We start from the raw sequence: 17537 nt of genomic DNA, 5'->3' as shown, positions 1-17537 counted from the left end.
TGGTATCAATGATAGTATGGCGTACAGCGGCATATACTATCCAAATAGTAAGTATGAAAAAGGACTGCGACGATAATTCAAAAGGATTCTGCCCTGTTGAGGCAAGTCTCGAAATGCTTAGCGGCAAATGGAAAGGGCGGATATTGTGGAAGCTCTATAACACTCCGACCATGCGTTTTGGCGAACTTCGGCGTTCGCTTGGTTCGATCACCGAGAAGATGCTTGCACAACAGCTTAGAGAACTGGAATCGCTTGGTCTCATCAAACGGCATATCTATCGCGAGGTGCCGCCTAAGGTCGAATATTCGCTTACGGAATTCGGTAAGACGCTCGGCCCGATTCTCGACAAATTTGCTGAGTGGGGTGTCGCACATCTAAAGAAAGTAAGATCGCTAGCTAAGTCAGCCTGAATTGACGGTACTTGAAATAGTGGCCATTTAAGAAGAAAATTAGGGCTTTTATGCTCGCTACTAAAACATCTTATCCAAAAGCCAAGATCAAGATCCTACTGCTTGAAAATATTTCTGACGCTGCTGTACATGAACTCGAGGCCGCCGGCTACACACAAATAGAACGTCTCGGCGGAGCTATTAGTGAAGAAGAGTTGATCAAAGCAGTAAAAGGCGTCCACCTGATCGGCATCAGGTCAAAAGCCAGGATCACAAAAGCCGTCCTCGATGCCGCGGATAAGCTTATTGCGATAGGCGCCTTCTGCATCGGCGTAAACCAGATCGACCTAAGGACGGCCGCCGAAAAAGGCATCGCTGTATTCAACGCCCCGCACGCAAACACTCGTTCCGTCGCAGAGCTTATCATCGGGCTTTGTGTGATGTTAATTCGAAGAATCCCGGACAAGAATGCTGCCGCTCACGACGGCACGTGGATGAAAGATGCGAAAGGCAGCTTTGAGCTTCGCGGAAAAACCCTCGGCATCATCGGCTACGGCAATATCGGTTCACAGGTATCGATCATGGCAGAAGCGATGGGGATGCACGTTATCTACCACGACATCGCCACTAAACTGCCGCACGGCAACGCAAAGCCGATTCGTGACTTGAAAGAGATGCTTAGACAGTCTGACATCGTCACGCTGCATGTACCATCGGACGCGACGACGCACAACATGATCAACGCCGAGACCCTCAAAGCAATGAAGAAGGGCAGTATCCTTCTCAACTATGCTCGCGGCGATGTCGTCGATCTGCCTGCATTGAAGAAGGCACTTCTTTCCGGAAAACTCATTGGCGCTGCCGTAGATGTCTTTCCTGAAGAGCCCGAAAAGAACGGTGACCATTTCGACTGTATCTTGCAGAACCTGTCGAACGTCATCCTTACGCCTCATATCGGCGGATCTACAGAAGAAGCACAGTCGAATATCGGACTCGATGTAACGGCCAAGCTGATAAAGTATCTCGATCTCGGAACCAGCGAGGGCTCGCACACCGTTCCGCCGGTCAACCTACCTCCACAGTCCGGCACTCATCGAATCCTGCACATCCATCGCAATATTCCGGGCGTGCTCGGCGAGATAAACTCACGACTATCAGCTCACGGGATAAACATCGTCGGCCAGTATCTGAACACGTCCCCGGAGATCGGCTACGTCATTCTCGATGTTGAGTCAAAGCTCTCAAAGGAGGCTTTCGAGCTTTTGAAAGACGTGCAAGGAACCGTGCGTGTGAGAATGGTCTATTGAGATGAAGATCATCATACCAGGCGGAAGCGGACAAGTTGGAAGGGCGCTGGCAAGTGCATTTCATCAAGATGGCCACGAGGTTGTGGTATTGGCCCGTTCGCCTGCTAAGAGCAATTGGAAAAGCGTAAAATGGAACGGCAAGTCGCTTGGGCCATGGAAAGACGAGATCGATGGGTCTGATGTTGTGATCAACCTTGCCGGACGAAGCGTTAATTGCAGATACAACGAAGCGAACCGCCGGCTTATTATGGATTCCCGGATCGATTCGACCCGTATCATCGGCGAATCGATTTCTCAGGCTTCAACCCCACCGAAGGTGTGGCTGCAATCGAGCACGGCAACGATCTACGCCCATTCATTCGACCATCCGAACGACGATGTTACGGGAACTCTCGGCGGCAGCGAGCCTGACGCCCCTGATACCTGGAGATTCAGCATCGACGTTGCGAAGAGCTGGGAACGAGTCGCGAATCAAGCCGATACGCCGAACACGCGTAAGATTTTGATGCGGTCCGCGATGATCATGGGGCCGGCCCGTGGCGGGATCTTTGACACCATGTTAGGCATCGTCCGGTTCGGCCTGGGCGGCACGGCTGGCAGCGGCCGACAGTATATCTCGTGGATACACGAAGTTGACTTCATTCGGGCCGTCTATTGGTTGATCGAACACGATGAATTCTCCGGGCCTGTGAATATCGCATCGCCAAATCCGCTTCCAAACCGTGAGTTCATGCAGATATTTCGCGAGGCCTGGGGAACACGGTTCGGGCTTCCGGCCTTCGAGTGGCAGCTCGCCCTCGGGGCATTCTTGATGCGAACCGAAACCGAGCTTATTTTAAAGAGCCGCCGCGTCGTTCCCAAATTGATGACGGATTCCGGCTTTACATTCGAGTTCCCCGAGTGGAAATATGCGTGTCGCGACCTTTGTTCGCGTTGGCGAAAGGAGAATCAATAATATGTTGCGATTATTTTTGGGACTGTGCATTCTCGCGCTGGCCATGACCGCAGAAGCACAGTGGATAAAACAGTCGGTCAATACGACGGCCTCGTTCCGTGGGCTTTCGGTCGTAAATGAAAAGATCGTCTGGGCAAGCGGCACTGGCGGCACCGTGATCAAGACAATTGACGGCGGCAAAACGTGGACAGTTATGACTGTGCCCGGTGCCGAAAAACTCGACTTCCGCGACATCGAGGCGTTTGACGCGAATACAGCATACATCCTCAGCATCGGCAACGGCGATGCCTCGCGGATATACAAGACAACAGACGGGGGCAAGACATGGGAACTACAATTCACGAACAAGGACGAGAAGGCATTCTACGATGCGATCGCTTGCTGGGACCGGAATAACTGCATAGCAATGAGCGATCCGGTCAATGAATTTTATCAATTGATCGTTACAAAAGACGGCGGGAAGAATTGGACCTTCACTGGGCCCGACAAGATGCCGCGGGCAAAGGCCGGCGAGGCCGCTTTTGCGGCGAGCGGCACCTGCCTCATCGTCAATGGCAAAACGGACGTATTTCTCGCGACCGGTGGCAGCGATGCTCGCGTTTTTCGCTCGAACGACCGCGGACTCTCATGGTTCGTCGCCGATACGCCGATAACCAGAGGCTCCCCGGGCGGCGGAATTTTCTCCGTCGCCTTTCGCAATGAGCTCCACGGAACAGCGGTCGGCGGCAACTACGAAAAGCCGACTGAAGCCACGTATAACCTCGCATTTACTCGCGACGGCGGCAAGACCTGGTACTCTGGCGAAGGGCTCTCCGGATATCGTTCGGCCGTTGCTTATATCGATAGCACAACGATCATCGCAGTCGGCACCAACGGCACCGACATCTCGCGCGACCGAGGTGCAAAGTGGAAAAAGATAGGCGATGAGAACCTCAATTCCGTCGCCTCCAAAGGCCCCCGTGCGGTCTGGGCAGTGGGTCCCGCCGGAGCCGTTTACCGCCTTTCAAGTTGATCATCCGCGGCTCCGAAGCATTTAATTTGCACTGATTTTCAAAATCCGACGCTTGTATCTCCCCGAAAAATCGGCAGATCGCGATTTTCTCTCCGGCGTTTGTTGGATAAAATCTAGCCAATGGTCAAGAAACGAAGTGTAAGACTCACAGAAGCTTTCAAAGATTTTTTCGAGAACGAGCGGGCCGGTGCGATCATCCTTATCATCTGCACGCTCATCTCGCTTACTGTTGCGAACACCGCATTTGGACCTTCCTATCTTCAATTTTGGCAAGGCTATCTCGGGCCGTTGAGCGTTGAACATTGGGTCAATGACGGCCTGATGGCGATCTTTTTTTTGATGATTGGCCTAGAACTCGAACGAGAGATATATGCCGGCGAGCTATCGGACTTTAGGAGTGCTTTATTGCCGATCTTTGCTGCCATCGGCGGTGTCGCGGTTCCCGCCCTTATCCACTTTGGCTTCAACTCGGGGCTCCCGACACAGGCCGGTATCGGCATCCCGATGGCGACCGACATCGCTTTCGCCATCGGCGTGCTCGCCCTGCTCGGTTCGCGTGTTCCGGCTTCGCTTAAGGTATTTCTGGTCGCCCTGGCGGTCATTGACGACCTGATCGCTGTTATTGTGATCGCGGTGTTTTACACGTCTGAGCTTTCGGTCGGATACTTGGCAGCTTCGCTCGGAGTTCTCGGATTGCTCGTCGTTATCAACCGCCTTGGCATGATGTCCCTCATCCCGTATCTTATCCTCGGCGCAGTCGCTTGGCTCTTTATGCTAAAGTCCGGCGTACACGCGACCATCGCCGGCGTCCTTCTCGCCTTCACGATTCCCTTTACGCACAAGAGGGATGACGCCGATTCGCCTTCTTACCGGCTCGAACACGCGCTTCACAAGCCGGTCGTCTTCTTCATACTTCCGATCTTTGCCTTGGCAAATACAGGCATCGTTTTAACTGCGGATTGGGCAAGCGACCTGACCTCTCCGAATAGCCTTGGGATCATCCTCGGGCTCGTCACCGGCAAGCCATTCGGGATAACGCTTCTCGCCTTCATTGCTGTTATGATAGGGCTTTGCAAGCTTCCGCTCGACCTCAACTGGAAGCATGTTTTCGGTGCGGGTATGCTTGGAGGGATAGGGTTCACGATGTCGATCTTCATCACGAATCTTGCGTTTACCGGCTCGGCCGACCTGATCAACGATTCGAAGATGGCTATACTATTGGCGTCGTTGACGGCTGGCACACTAGGGTTCCTTTTCCTCAAGCTGTTTGGCCAACCGAACATCGATGATGTAGATATGGACACAATGGACTACGAAGCCGACAATGGCGAGGAACAACCCGCCTGACTTATGGCAAACGGATTCTCAAGCGTTCCTTTCAAGACGGAGACTAACCACGGCTTTACGTCGGTCAATGGGATCGCAAAGTTCTCAACGGCGGGCGTCGTGCTTGAGTTCGAGGCAAAGCTTTTCGGCATCATTGGCGGCGGAGTAAAAGAGGTCCGCCTTCCGATGGCCGAGATAATGGACATCCGCTTCCGCAAGGGCTTTATGAAACGCGGTGCGAAGATCGTTATTCGCACGCAAACGATGGCCGCACTCGCCGAGCTGCCGAATCAGGACGGCAAGCTGACACTCAAGCTGGCCAGGGAAGACTGGGAACGCGGACGAGCGGCCGTCGAGGAACTCGAGCGGAATCTCGGCGAATTCCAGGCCGAACTTCCGCCGGCCCACACGCCGCTTTCGCAGGTCTTTTCCGAATCTGACCCTGACGAGCAAGAAACCAGAAAGCTGGGCACTTAGAGTCTTTTTCAAAAGGAACAAGGCTCACAAATCCCATCATATAGGAGAAAGCCATGCCGAAATTCGTTATCGAACGTGATATTCCCGGAGCCGGCTCCATGTCGCCTGATGACCTTCAGGGAGCCTCGGCCAGATCTTGCAGTGTACTGAACAAACTCGGCGCCGAGATACAGTGGATCCACAGTTATGTTACCGATGATAAGATCTACTGCATTTATACTGCACCCAACGCCGATTTGATCGAGGAACATGCCCGCGAAAGCGGCTTTCCAGCAAATCGTATCTCGGAAGTGAAAGCTATCATCGACCCCACCCGAGCGGGTTGAGCAACTGCGAGAACGCCGCCGACCTAACCTTTATCGATTGATTTTTACGACAGAGCGAAACCGATGACTGAAGCAATGCGAACACCTTAAAGAAGTTCAGAAGCTATCATTTTTCGGACTGGAGTAAAATCAATGCGCCATTCACCCGTCTCCGGCAGAGGCGTTCTTTTCGCCGTCTTGATCGTCGCCGCTTCGTTTCTGGCAACCGCTGCACAATCGCGAGTCGAGAATTTCGGTTTAAAGGATCAGGGCGACAAATACGTCGAGGTCAATTTCCCAAGCGATCGGCCGGTCGTCTTGATCTTCGGCGATCGAAAAGGGTCGAAGCAGATCGAGGGTTGGTCGGCTCCGATCTTTAGGAAATTCGACGGAAAGATCTACATGTTCGGCATTGCGTCCCTTGGCGGCGTGCCGAGCTACGCACGCGGGCTCGTTCGCCGTCTGATCAAAAGACAGACCCAGTTTCCCGTACTTCTTGACTGGGGCGGGAAAGTTGCCGCAAATTTTGGATATGAGAAGGACAAAGCCTTGGTCGTGTTGATCGGAAAAAACGGCACCGTTCTGATGAAAGAGACCGGTGCCGCTTCCGACATCGAACTTGGAAAGATCTTCTCCGAGATCGAAAAGCTACTCTGACGATCCGGGCCGTTCACGTCGAACTTGCAATGGAGATCGATGGAGCGGGTTCCCAGTCGATCGGGATTTGTGTGACGCTGTGGAGATAGTTGCTGATGGTCTTGTCACCGATAACGATGAGTACGTCGATCAGATTTGCCTCAGTGTAACCGGCGTCAAAGAAATTCCGCTTCGCCTCGTCTGACGGCCGGCCTCGATTCTGGGTTGTCTCTCGTACGAACTCGGCAAGGGCGGCGATTTTTTCATCGAAGGCAACCGTCCCGCGTCTGATTTCGATGATCTCATCGTCCTCTAGGCCGCTCATTTTACCGATCGTGGAATGCGCAGCAAGGCAGTACTCACAATTGTTTATCTGACTTACGACGAGATTGATCACCTCGCGCTCTTTAGCGCGAAGGGTGCTTTTGCGATTTTGAATGGTAAGATAATCGTTAAGAGCAGTTTCGTTCTTGGCATAGAACGCATATAGATTGGGGACAAAGCCGAGCATGCTATTCAGCCTATCGAAGATCTGCTTGTTCCCCTCTGAAACATCTTCCCTGGTTGGCACGTTGAATTCGATCATTTTTCTTCCTCAGTATTTTCGTTTTTGGTCGTTGTGACCTTTTACGATCCTACCGACGTAACCCTTTCTGGGGAATAGAGCAAGTTCCCGAATACATGTCGAAATTTCCCTGTGCCTATTTATTTGCTGACTCACGGAACACTGTCGGACTCAGGCCGGTTCGATTCTTGAAAAACCGGCTGAAATGAGCCGGATCATCGAAACCAAGTTCATATGTGATCTCCTTGTCACTCATTTTCGTATAAAAGATCAGCCGCTTAGCTTCAAGTATGATCCGTTCCTGGATCAATTGAGATGGCGACGGGTGTGAGAGCAGGGCGAAGTAGTTAGCGAGTGTCTTAGGCGATCTGTTCAGCTGCGAGGCGTAATAGCTGACACGGTGCTCACGTTTGACGTGGTTCTCGACAAGCAGATTGAACAACCGTATGATCTCAAATCTATTGTCATCTATCGGTATTCGATCGAGATACTGACGCTTGGCGATACGCGTCAATATGATGATCAGACGGACAAGCAATATTCTGATCATCTCACCCTGGATCCTGTCGGAACTCTGGAATTCGTCCTTGAATACTTCCAGCAAAAGTTGCAGTTTTCGCGTTTCGAAATTGTCAGGCCGAACTATCAGATTGCCTGAAGAGCCGTAGAACAGGAAGCCGGCGCAACTCACTTCACGATCGTGGTCAACTATGCAATAAAACTCCCTGTTGAACTGCCATGCAACAATGTCTTCCGGACGCGCGAAACGAAACGATTGATTCACCATCATCGGAAGGATCGCGTTCGAGGGCAGGTCTTGTTCGACTTCGTCGATAATTGCACGCTGCTTTCTTCCCTTGTTCCATGCGATAGTCAAGAACTTATTGGCTCGGTCGCGAACATAGAACATGCGGTCAAAGCCTGACTCGCCAACGGTGAGTACGGCTTCGCCGCCAGAATCCTGGTTTCGGTATTTGAACTGCACCCCTTATTCTGCCGAATTTTCTATCTGTTTCCAGTCATTCGCGGGTCCTGCTTTGGAGTTAGTTTATATTCTTTAGGCGGTTCGGACCCGATCAGGTGTTTAACGAAGTAGTCCCATCGCCGTCGCATCATGTAATAGTTGTCCGCGCCATATCCATGTCTCGCATTGGGATAGATTATTAGGTCAAAATCTTTATTGGCCTTGATAAGCGCATCAACAACGAGGTAAGTGTTATACGGGGGCACATTATCGTCCATATTGCCGTGCGCAAGCATGAGCTTGCCTTTCAGGTTCTTTGCGAACGGCTGATTCGCTTGATCCTCGTAATTGTCTTTACCAGCCTCATTCTTTGTTAAGAGACCGATGTACCTCTCGCCCCAATCGTCTTCATAGTTCCGATTATCATGGTTACCCGACTGAGAAACACCAACCTTGTAGAAATCCGGGTACCGGAACATCGCCGCGGCCGTTGCATAACCGCCGCCCGAATGCCCCCAAATTCCGACCCGTTCCAGATCCATAAAGCTGTTCCTGGCGGCAAGCTGCCGAAGTCCGGAGATCTGATCCTCGAGGGTATTATCGGCCATATTTCCGTAACAGACATCGTGAAATGACTTAGAACGATCGGGGTTACAAGTTCCATCTATTATGACAACTACGAAGCCTAGTTCTGCCAACGCCTGGTGATCGCTTCTTGAGGCTGTGAAAGACCGGTTGCCGACACCTCCGCCCTGCGGACCGGGATAAATGTAATTTACGACCGGGTACTTTTTGGTGGGGTCGAGGTTCGTCGGAGTATACATCAGCCCGTAAAGGTCCCATTTGCCATCCCGCGATTTGACCGTGATCGGAGTGGGCGGTTTCCAGCCTGCTGCTCTGAGCCGCGAGACATCGACCTTTTCCAGATCGACTAGCAGCTTGCCGGCCATATCGCGAAGCACCGCGACCTGGGGAACGTCGGGTTTCGAGTAGTTGTCGATAAAATACTTCCCGTCCGGTGAAAGCGTTATCTGATGATGTCCGTCTTCGGGCGTTAGTAAACGAAGGTTGTTGCCGTCAAAATCGATCCGATAAAAATGGCTGAAATACGGATCGCGGCCGGCCTCTCGTCCATTAGCCTCGAACCATATGACTCGGGCCTTTTCGTCCACCTTCAGAATACGCGTCACGACCCAGTTCCCCTTTGTTATCTGGCCCTTGACGCGCCCGGTCTGAAGGTCGTACAGGTAGAGGTGACCCCAGTCGTCGCGTTCCGAATACCATATCGCCTCTTTGGCTGCAGGAAAGTAACGCCAATTGATCTCGCCCTGGCCCGATTCATACTGAGTCGCAACTTTTTCTTCGAAGACCTCACGGACATCGCCGGTTGCCGCATCCGCAATGCGAAACCGCGCTTCTTTGTGATCGCGTGAGCTGGAGACGAACGCAAGCGATGTTGAATCCGGACTCCACTCATTATCATCGAATGCACCGGAACATGAGATGTCATCGCATAGCGTTCCACGACGGTCATCTGAGCCGATCTTGAAACGTATCGTCCTGCCAGTCTCCACATTGATGATCACACGATGTATTTTGATGATCTCTTTATCTTGCGGCAGCGGGTATTTCCAAGCTTCGAGTTTTGGTGCTCCGACGTTCGTTGTTGCAAGGTACATTTCGCTGACGTGCCGCTGATCCTGTTGATAGGTCGCGACCTTTTTTGAATCAGGTGACCAAAGCACGATCGGGCGATCGCTTTTGCGCCAGCCGGCATTGTCGGTCGCGTAGCCGAAATCTTTTACACCGTCGGTCGTCAGCTGTGTCTCTTTTTTCGATGCGATGTCGCGAACCCACAAGTTCCAGTCCTTGATGTATACTTCCTTTGTGCCGTCGGGCGACCGGCTCGCACCGACCAGCCGTGCAGGACCTGCCGGAGCCGCAGGGATTGTTATTCCAATGTCCGCGGGCGTAGCACCCGTACGTTTTGAGCCTCCGACCGGGTCGACAAGTACGAACTCACGGCCGGTCGGGGTCATGGCCTGGTACCAAAATCGCCCGTCCGGCAAAAATGTCGGCCGGACGCCGCTGCGGTCGATCAGCGGAGCTGTGCCGTATGCCAGCATTTTTTCGGCGCGTGCATAATCTTCTGCCGAGATCACACGTGCGGGCTGCGCATTTTGTGCTACAACAACCGATGTCAGAAAGATGAGCGAAAAGACGGCGCGTCGAAGTGATTTTTTGTTCATGATTTTTGCTGTATTCTATTCTTTACACGCAGCAAAACACAACTTTGCTTATCGACGTATCGACCTGGCAGCGATGCAAATAGATCCGGGAAAATTGATCAGCGTGCATCCAACATCACCGATTTTGGTTCAACGAGCCTCCATCGTTGCCGCACTCTCCTTTGTGTTCTTTCTCGCTATGCTGCTTACTTTCTACCTTCGCCAGCAGATCGGTTATTTCATGCTGGGGTCTGCATTTCTGATCGTTCATCTCGCAACACTTGCGGGGATCTGGTTGCAGAAACGAAACACAGTAAAGCTCTACGAAAACGGACTTTACTGTCGTCAGAGTTTTGTGGCCTGGAAAGACATTTCATTGGCCAGGGAAAGCGCAGCGGCCGGTTTGGAGATTATTAGCACGAATGGCAAGAAGTTGATCATACCGCGGTCGCTTTTCGCATTCGCCGTAATCGCCGACAAAGTCCGCTCCATTGCACCGACAGGTAATTAGCTCCGCCGGTCTGCTTTTTTTTAGCTCAGCAGTTTAGTATTCTAATTGTTTGATATAACCTTTCTGGCCCTCAGGATCGGACACGGAGAACTTATGAGCATAGAAGTCGTAATGCCGCAAATGGGCGAATCGATAACCGAAGGAACAGTCTCAAAATGGCTCAAGGCAGTCGGCGATAAGATCGACAAGGACGAGGCGATCCTTGAAATTTCGACAGATAAGGTCGACGCAGAAGTTCCAAGTCCGGGCGAAGGCATTCTCCTGGAAATAAGGCACCAAGAGGGCGAAACCGTAGAGGTAGGCTCAGTTGTCGCAGTGATCGGATCGGCTGGTGAGCAGGCCGCCAGCGACGTTCAGATCAAAGGTCCGGAATCTGCGGTCGCAGCGGTTATCGAGGCCCCGGTTCCCGAGATTCTCTCCGAATCGGCACCTCCGTCCCCGCCGCCGGCAATCCCATCGACGCTTCAATCCGGGAACACCGCAGGCGCCACCGAGGTCGTAATGCCACAGATGGGCGAATCGATAACGGAGGGAACTGTCTCTAAGTGGCTCAAATCTGTGGGTGATCGGATCGAGAAGGACGAGCCCTTACTTGAGATATCGACCGATAAGGTCGATGCCGAGGTTCCTTCTCCCGCCGCAGGACAACTTCTGAGCGTTTTGGTAGCCGAGGGAGAGACCGTCGAGGTCGGCTCGGTTTTGGCCTTGGTCGGGGCTGAAGGAACAGTGACGTCGAAACCAGCTCAGGATCCGTTGCCAGCCGCAAGCCTTGCTCCCGTGGCACAAGAGGATAGACCCGTCGTCGCGGCAGTTATGCCAAAAGTCGCCAACGGCGATTCGACCGTAGAAGACCTGCGCCGTGCAAAATCGAGTCCCTTGGTTCGCAACATAGCGAAAGAGCACGGCATCGATATTTCGCGTATCCATGGTTCTGGGCTGAGCGGACGTGTTACGAAGCAAGATATTCTTTCGTATATCGAGACGGGAGCGGCCCTTCGGCCGGAAGACCTGCTGGTACGGCCGCCATCTGCGACTCCGGCGACCATGCAAACGGCAGTAGCAGTAAAGGAAGAATCGGCGCAGTCTCGAGTAACACCTGCCGCTGGTGATCGCGTTGAGAAAATGTCCGTTATGCGGAAGAAGATCGCTGAACACATGACTTTCTCGAAGCACACGTCGGCGCACGTCACGAGTGTCTACGAGATTGATATGACACGAGTCGCAAAATTCCGCGAGAGCAAGAAATCTGAATTCCAATCAAGGTTCGGCACAAAGCTCACGTACATGCCGTTCATCTTTCAGGCTGTCAATAATGCGATACGTCAGTTTCCGATCGTCAACGCACAGGTCGACGGCGACAGCATTATTTATAAGGGCGACATCAATTTAGGAATGGCGGTCGCTCTCGATTGGGGCTTGATCGTACCTGTGATCAAGAAGGCCGACACTCTATCGTTATCGGGCTTGGCGTTGGCCGCGAACGACCTTGCGGATCGAGCTCGAGCTAAGAAACTCAGTCCTGACGAGGTTACCGGCGGGACATTCACGATAACAAATCCCGGCGTCTTCGGCGGTCTCTACGGGACACCGATCATAAACCAACCGCAGGTCGCGATCCTATGCGTCGGGACCATAGAGAAACGTCCGAAAGTTCTCTCGACCCCGGACGGGGATGACTATATCGCTATCCGGCACATGGCCTATTTCGCGCTGACCTACGATCATCGGATCGTCGACGGTGCCGATGCGGAACGCTTCCTCGCTTTCTTGAAAGCGGATCTTGAAACCGGGAATTTCTCGCTTTAACAAAAAAACGGTGGACAAACCGTTTGTATATTTGTATTCTTCGAGGTATTGCAGTTGCTTCTCCATTTTGCCACTACTGGCTTTGAGTAATTTCCCTGTATCGAATTCGGACACATTTCAGTCGCCATCATATTTCTGTATAGTTTACAGACATGTCATTCCCTTAAATTCAGCCATTCTAACATGTTCATAGATAAGGGGTTGTGTGATTTTTCTAACTTCGTGGTTCGTGGCACGATACTTGATATGACTGTCTGTGGAGAAATTCGATCGAGCACGGAAATGGCGACAGATGATTTTCACAAATTGAAAGTTGGGCACGGGTAAGAACGTTCTCAATACGTTAGCAACCATACAGGTTCTACCTACGTCTATTGTGCGGTTTCGGGTTTTTGGAATGTTACTTCAGCAGAGGAGTCTAGTTATGTTTAAGAAAATTTCACTTTTTGTATTGGCACTTACGATCGGTTCGGTCAGTGTATTCGCTCAGGATGCTCAGACCCGAAACCTCGTCAGTGGGCAAAAATATAAGATCAAAGGCGTTGTAGTCGCGAAAGAGAATGACAGTACGTTTGTTGTTCGCGATGCGGTCGGGGTCGACACGCGAGTTGTTGTTGCACCTGAAGCAAGCATCAAGAATAATGCTCTGTTTGGTGGTGACCGCTACCCCGTGAACTCGATCGTCCGTGGTTTGAACCTCGAGGCCGAGGGGCGCGGAGACGCAAGCGGTAGCCTTGCCGCATCTAAGATCCGATTCGATAAGAGCAACCTGCAAACAGCTCAATCGATCGACAGCCGTGTAACTCCGGCAGAAGAGCGATTGACTGCTGCGGAACAGAATGCACAGCGTGTTTCTGGCCAGATCGATGAATTGATGGCTATTTCGAATGCCGCTCGCGGTGGTGCAAAGGCCGCTCAGGATACCGCCGATGCCGCGGTTGAAGGCGTTAATGCGACCAATCAGCGCATTTCGGCACTTGATGAATATGTCGTGCAGTCGTCGGCTACGGTAAACTTCAAGGTCAACAGTGCTGTATTGTCACCGGAAGCGAAGGCGCAGCTTGACGAAGTTGCAACTGCGTCGATGACCCTCAAGGGATATGTCATCGAGGTCACAGGATTTGCTTCAGCAGAAGGCTCAGCAAAGAAGAACAAGGAGCTCAGTGACCGAAGAGCACAGGCTGTAAAAGATTATCTGATCATGACGCACAACATACCGCTTCGTCGGATCGGGACGTCATACGGCTACGGTGTCCTGCAGCCGGTCGCCGACAACTCGACTCGCGAAGGCCGCGAACAGAATCGTCGTGTTGAGGTCAAGCTCCTCGTCAGCCGCGGCATGAACCAGAACGTTGAGGTTCGTCAGGTAGCGACGGATACTGACAACGAATAGTTGCCTTTTTGCCTTTCCCGAAGAAGACACGAGAGCGGGTGACCGTTCTCGTGTCTGAATCCTTTCTCCGGATCGATCCCTCTTTCTTCTCCCAAACCCAAGTTACTATGCGAAGCAATAAAGCGACAGCACTTTTCAGTTCGTTGATAATAATATTGTTTTTGTCAATATTTGCGGCCGCGCAATCAGCTACACCTACGCCCAAGATCGCTGAGGAAGAAGAGGTCATCAAGGTCAATTCAAGGCTGGTGGTTGTTCCGGTCTCGGTCGTAAATTCAAACGGCGAACCGGTTCTTGGCCTGTCGCTTCCCGACTTTCGGCTCGCCGAAGAGGGCCGTGCACAGACGATCGAAAGCATCGGTTCTGCTGAAAGTGTTCCGCTTGAGATCGCTTTGCTTTTTGACGTTTCAGCAAGCACGGATTCGATGTTCAAGTTTCAGCAGGAGACTGCTGCGAAATTTCTGCTCGAAGTCCTCCGTCCGGACGACAGGGCAACGATCTTTACTGTCGGACAGAAACCGATCGTAGTGCAATCGCGCGATACAGCCGAACGCTCGGTGATCGCCGTCAAATCGATAACGCCAACCAAAGAACAGACGGCGTTCTACGATTCATTACGAGCTGCAGCCGACCATCTGAATAAAAATGCGCCGCAGGGTCGGCGAAAGGTTCTTGTGATCATTTCGGACGGTGAAGATACGAATAGCGAAGGTGTGACGCGCGCGATATGGAACGCAGAACGTAAACTGACAAGCAATATCGAAGGGGCAAAACTTCGCGAATTGAGAGTAAAAGCTCGAAACACGGCTAAAGTAATGGAACAAATAAGGGTCTTGAAATCGCTCCAGGATGCCGATACCGTTTTTTATTCGATCAATCCTGCAGGCAGCTCTCTGCAGCTTAATTCAATGAGTCAGTTCGGCCAGGAAAATATGCAAAAATTTGCAGATGAGACCGGCGGCACTGCATTCTTACCTAAATTCTTGCCGATCGATACACCGGATCAGTATCAAAACGGCACAAATATGCGACTGAACACCGAGCTTCTTGAGAAGATCTTCCGTCAGCTTGGAAACGAACTTCGGGCGCAATATTTGGTTCAATATTATTCAGAATCTGAATTTCCGAATGAGAAATTTGTAAAGCTCAATGTCGCTGTGAATAATCGCGCAGGCGTCAGAGTCAGGGCCCGACAAGGATATTACGTTAAGAACTGAAGCAGCCAGATAATTGTTTGCTGCGAGAGCCGCCGAAGTGTGCGGCTCTTTTGTTTTATCGGCACTATTTATGATGATCAGGCGAGACATACAATTTGCTCGACCGATCATATCGCCTGGCGGATTTCAGCTGTTCGACGAACCTTAGGATTCGGCGTCGGTGAAGGTGACGATTTCGGAGTTGGCGTCGGTATCGCGATCGCCCCCATCAACGGCTCATAATCCGGCGTCGGTGTAGTCAGTGGTATCGGCAGAAACTTTCCGATCTCGGCACCGTTCACACCTTTCACTGAGAAATATGCTCCGCTAAATGCGCTCACGAATATCGCAAATGCCGCCGTCGCGAAGGATGAAACGCGCTTTTTCACCCTTGCCCAGCCGACCGGGCAGTCCGTGGTCAAGATCGTTCCGTCCGCACGCCGGTAATACCGTACGCAGAGCCTTCCCTCGCTTTGCTGCAAAAGGTCCTCGGCGTCACGCTGTGTCATCCCCGAAAGGTTGTAAACATTCAACTTGCACTGGCCGCAAAAACGCTTTCGCTCATTCCCGAACATCGATTCCCAATCGGCCGAGCACGGGCTCGCTATCTTGATGTTGTGCACGTTTACTCTAAAATTCGACATAGAAAAACTCCGTTCGAAATGGCATCAGCATTCGCTGCTGTCCTAATGAACGTCATTCGTCACGTTAACTTGCAGGAAAATCTATTCCGAAATTGTCCGCCGGAATTTGTGTGTCACCGGTCTTCTTCGTCCCACGCCGATGGCGTTCTTCGAGATGATCAGGGTCGGCGGGAGCTGACGGCGTTTGAATTCATTCGCAGGATGCTCGACCTTGTTCAGGATCCAATAGACCTTGTCGGGATCGTTACCGGCGGCGATGATCTCCGCTGGCGAAGCCTTTTGCTCAAAATACATCTTCAGGATCGGGTCCATTACCTCGTAAGGCGGCAGGCTGTCCTGGTCAAACTGGTGCGGGGCGAGCTCTGCTGACGGCTTCTTTTCGATCACGCGAACCGGAATTATCTCGCGGCCCGCGCGTTCGTTAAGTTGCCTCGCGACCTCCCAAACCTCCGTCTTCAGCACGTCACCGAGCACTGCAAGCCCGCCATTCGTGTCGCCGTAAAGCGTGCAATAGCCGACGGCAAGTTCCGATTTGTTCCCGGTCGAGAGCACCAGCCGGCCTTCCGAATTCGAGATGGCCATCAATATCACGCCGCGTATTCGCGATTGCAGATTTTCCGCCGCGAGCGATTCTCCGCCTTTTGTCGGAACGCTCAGGTTCAACTGATCGACCAGCACATTGAACGCGTCCGAGATCGGCACGATCCGGCTCTCGCAGCCAATATTTCGCACGAGTTCTTCGGAATCCGTAATGCTGCCCTCTGACGAGAACTGCGAGGGCATCATCACGCACAGCAGATTTTCCGGCCCGATCGCCTCGGCCGCGAGTGCCGCGACAAGTGTCGAATCTATCCCGCCCGAAAGCCCGAGGACCGCTTTCCTGAACCCGTTCTTTGCCGCATAATCGCGAATGCCGAGAACGAGTGCCTGATGTATCGCCTCGATCTCACTGCCCGTGATACCGCGTGCGTCGGGCATGCGGACGTCAAGTTCCACCGTTTCGACAAATTCCTCGAACGCCGCAGCCTGCAGGATGATGTCGCCTTCTTCGTCGGCGATCAGGCTCGCACCGTCAAAGATTATTCCGTCGTTCCCGCCTATCTGGTTCACGAAGACTATCGGTACGCGGTTGGCTTTCGCACGATGCGCGACCATGTCGCAACGGAGCTTTATTTTGCCCTTGTTATACGGCGATGAATTGACCGAAACGATCACGTCCGCGCCCATCGCTATCACTTCATCGGTCGGGTCGGTCTCGTACAAACGGTCTCGCCAAAACGTTTTGTCGTTCCAGAAATCTTCGCAGACCACCACACCCAGCTTTGTGCCGTTCACCTCGAACAGGCGGCGATGTTGGCTCGGTTCAAAATATCGCGGGTCGTCAAAAACGTCGTATTCGGGCAGCAGCGTCTTATCGGCAAATCCGATCAACTGGCGGTCATGAATTACCGCCGCCGTGTTATACAAACGACGTCCGTCGTTGTCCTCGTTTCGGCGGATCGTACCAACAACCGCGGTAATGCCCCCGGTCGCCTCGATTATCGCCTTTAGCGGTTCGCCCGCCGACGCGATTATGTCGTGGTCCTGAAACCAATCCTGCGACGTGTAGCCGTGCGTTACGACCTCGGGAAACACGACAAGGTCAGATCGATCTGACTTAGCTTTCGCGATAGCATCGACAATTTTTTTGGTATTTCCGGCGATGTCGCCGTTGGTCGTGTTGATCTGGGCGATAGTGACTCGCATCGTCGAATTAAATGAAGCTAAAGGCGGCTTCACGTAAAGCAAAACCGCCTGAACTTGGTCGAATGACCTGTGTACTC

The 17537-nt window shown here is 52.3% G+C and carries 17 protein-coding genes; 12 read left to right on the top strand and 5 right to left on the bottom strand.

Annotated elements, in window-relative coordinates:
• The first annotated feature begins 8 nt into the window (after window positions 1-8).
• From IPM28_14700 to IPM28_14665, 8 genes are all read left to right on the top strand, one after another.
• Entirely contained in the window at window positions 9-410 is a 402-nt protein-coding gene (locus IPM28_14700) for a helix-turn-helix transcriptional regulator (GenBank protein ID MBK9174231.1), read from the top strand.
• Window positions 411-460: 50 nt separating this feature from the next.
• Complete coding sequence (gene serA / locus IPM28_14695; GenBank protein ID MBK9174230.1) at window positions 461-1696, top strand: phosphoglycerate dehydrogenase; 1236 nt, start codon at window positions 461-463, stop codon at window positions 1694-1696.
• Window position 1697: 1 nt separating this feature from the next.
• Window positions 1698-2651, top strand: a complete 954-nt coding sequence (locus tag IPM28_14690; GenBank protein ID MBK9174229.1) for a TIGR01777 family protein — start codon at window positions 1698-1700, stop codon at window positions 2649-2651.
• 1 nt (window position 2652) lies between these two features.
• Window positions 2653-3663: a glycosyl hydrolase gene (locus IPM28_14685; protein MBK9174228.1), complete on the top strand. Its 1011-nt coding sequence runs from the start codon at window positions 2653-2655 to the stop codon at window positions 3661-3663.
• Window positions 3664-3783: 120 nt separating this feature from the next.
• A complete protein-coding gene (gene nhaA / locus IPM28_14680) occupies window positions 3784-5010 on the top strand; it encodes a Na+/H+ antiporter NhaA (protein MBK9174227.1) in 1227 nt (408 codons plus the stop codon).
• Window positions 5011-5013: 3 nt separating this feature from the next.
• Entirely contained in the window at window positions 5014-5466 is a 453-nt protein-coding gene (locus tag IPM28_14675; protein ID MBK9174226.1) for a hypothetical protein, read from the top strand.
• Window positions 5467-5519: 53 nt separating this feature from the next.
• Entirely contained in the window at window positions 5520-5792 is a 273-nt protein-coding gene (locus IPM28_14670) for a DUF4242 domain-containing protein (protein ID MBK9174225.1), read from the top strand.
• Between the two features lie 132 nt (window positions 5793-5924).
• Entirely contained in the window at window positions 5925-6428 is a 504-nt protein-coding gene (locus tag IPM28_14665) for a hypothetical protein (GenBank protein MBK9174224.1), read from the top strand.
• 13 nt (window positions 6429-6441) lie between these two features.
• Here IPM28_14665 and IPM28_14660 read toward each other — a convergent pair whose 3' ends face one another.
• The 3 genes from IPM28_14660 to IPM28_14650 form a co-directional block, all read right to left on the bottom strand.
• Window positions 6442-6993 carry a carboxymuconolactone decarboxylase family protein gene (locus tag IPM28_14660; GenBank protein ID MBK9174223.1) on the bottom strand — a complete coding sequence of 184 codons (552 nt, stop codon included), beginning with the start codon at window positions 6991-6993 and terminating at the stop codon, window positions 6442-6444.
• A gap of 115 nt (window positions 6994-7108) precedes the next feature.
• Window positions 7109-7882 carry a helix-turn-helix domain-containing protein gene (locus IPM28_14655; GenBank protein MBK9174222.1) on the bottom strand — a complete coding sequence of 258 codons (774 nt, stop codon included), beginning with the start codon at window positions 7880-7882 and terminating at the stop codon, window positions 7109-7111.
• Window positions 7883-7977: 95 nt separating this feature from the next.
• Window positions 7978-10185: a DPP IV N-terminal domain-containing protein gene (locus IPM28_14650; protein MBK9174221.1), complete on the bottom strand. Its 2208-nt coding sequence runs from the start codon at window positions 10183-10185 to the stop codon at window positions 7978-7980.
• Here IPM28_14650 and IPM28_14645 point away from each other — a divergent pair.
• The 4 genes from IPM28_14645 (at window position 10184) to IPM28_14630 (ending at window position 15091) form a co-directional block, all read left to right on the top strand.
• A complete protein-coding gene (locus tag IPM28_14645) occupies window positions 10184-10675 on the top strand; it encodes a hypothetical protein (protein MBK9174220.1) in 492 nt (163 codons plus the stop codon). The genes IPM28_14650 and IPM28_14645 overlap by 2 nt on opposite strands.
• A gap of 93 nt (window positions 10676-10768) precedes the next feature.
• Window positions 10769-12481: a 2-oxoglutarate dehydrogenase, E2 component, dihydrolipoamide succinyltransferase gene (gene sucB / locus IPM28_14640; protein MBK9174219.1), complete on the top strand. Its 1713-nt coding sequence runs from the start codon at window positions 10769-10771 to the stop codon at window positions 12479-12481.
• Window positions 12482-12905: 424 nt separating this feature from the next.
• On the top strand, window positions 12906-13874 hold the full coding sequence (locus IPM28_14635) for an OmpA family protein (GenBank protein MBK9174218.1): 969 nt from the start codon (window positions 12906-12908) through the stop codon (window positions 13872-13874).
• Between the two features lie 161 nt (window positions 13875-14035).
• Window positions 14036-15091 (top strand): VWA domain-containing protein, encoded by a 1056-nt coding sequence (locus tag IPM28_14630; GenBank protein MBK9174217.1) that lies wholly within the window; start codon window positions 14036-14038, stop codon window positions 15089-15091.
• A 107-nt stretch (window positions 15092-15198) separates the two neighbouring features.
• Here IPM28_14630 and IPM28_14625 read toward each other — a convergent pair whose 3' ends face one another.
• Both IPM28_14625 and IPM28_14620 read right to left on the bottom strand, forming a co-directional pair.
• Window positions 15199-15714, bottom strand: coding sequence for a hypothetical protein (locus IPM28_14625; GenBank protein MBK9174216.1), 516 nt, complete (start codon window positions 15712-15714; stop codon window positions 15199-15201).
• Window positions 15715-15795: 81 nt separating this feature from the next.
• Window positions 15796-17460, bottom strand: a complete 1665-nt coding sequence (locus IPM28_14620) for an NAD+ synthase (GenBank protein MBK9174215.1) — start codon at window positions 17458-17460, stop codon at window positions 15796-15798.
• Window positions 17461-17537: the final 77 nt, after the last annotated feature.

The sequence above is a fragment of the Chloracidobacterium sp. genome (assembly GCA_016716305.1).
GTDB lineage: Bacteria > Acidobacteriota > Blastocatellia > Pyrinomonadales > Pyrinomonadaceae > OLB17.
Note: the sequence above shows the minus strand (reverse complement) of the source record. Positions and strands in the feature narration are given on the sequence as shown.

Coding starts and splice junctions, on each gene's coding strand:
- IPM28_14655 (MBK9174222.1), bottom strand. CDS start 7,882: ATGTTCTATGTTCGCGACCGAGCCAATAAGTTCTTGACTATCGCATGG.
- serA (MBK9174230.1), top strand. CDS start 461: ATGCTCGCTACTAAAACATCTTATCCAAAAGCCAAGATCAAGATCCTA.
- IPM28_14645 (MBK9174220.1), top strand. CDS start 10,184: ATGATTTTTGCTGTATTCTATTCTTTACACGCAGCAAAACACAACTTT.
- IPM28_14665 (MBK9174224.1), top strand. CDS start 5,925: ATGCGCCATTCACCCGTCTCCGGCAGAGGCGTTCTTTTCGCCGTCTTG.
- IPM28_14670 (MBK9174225.1), top strand. CDS start 5,520: ATGCCGAAATTCGTTATCGAACGTGATATTCCCGGAGCCGGCTCCATG.
- IPM28_14685 (MBK9174228.1), top strand. CDS start 2,653: ATGTTGCGATTATTTTTGGGACTGTGCATTCTCGCGCTGGCCATGACC.
- nhaA (MBK9174227.1), top strand. CDS start 3,784: ATGGTCAAGAAACGAAGTGTAAGACTCACAGAAGCTTTCAAAGATTTT.
- IPM28_14675 (MBK9174226.1), top strand. CDS start 5,014: ATGGCAAACGGATTCTCAAGCGTTCCTTTCAAGACGGAGACTAACCAC.
- IPM28_14700 (MBK9174231.1), top strand. CDS start 9: ATGATAGTATGGCGTACAGCGGCATATACTATCCAAATAGTAAGTATG.
- IPM28_14660 (MBK9174223.1), bottom strand. CDS start 6,993: ATGATCGAATTCAACGTGCCAACCAGGGAAGATGTTTCAGAGGGGAAC.
- IPM28_14690 (MBK9174229.1), top strand. CDS start 1,698: ATGAAGATCATCATACCAGGCGGAAGCGGACAAGTTGGAAGGGCGCTG.
- IPM28_14625 (MBK9174216.1), bottom strand. CDS start 15,714: ATGTCGAATTTTAGAGTAAACGTGCACAACATCAAGATAGCGAGCCCG.
- IPM28_14620 (MBK9174215.1), bottom strand. CDS start 17,460: ATGCGAGTCACTATCGCCCAGATCAACACGACCAACGGCGACATCGCC.
- sucB (MBK9174219.1), top strand. CDS start 10,769: ATGAGCATAGAAGTCGTAATGCCGCAAATGGGCGAATCGATAACCGAA.
- IPM28_14650 (MBK9174221.1), bottom strand. CDS start 10,185: ATGAACAAAAAATCACTTCGACGCGCCGTCTTTTCGCTCATCTTTCTG.
- IPM28_14635 (MBK9174218.1), top strand. CDS start 12,906: ATGTTTAAGAAAATTTCACTTTTTGTATTGGCACTTACGATCGGTTCG.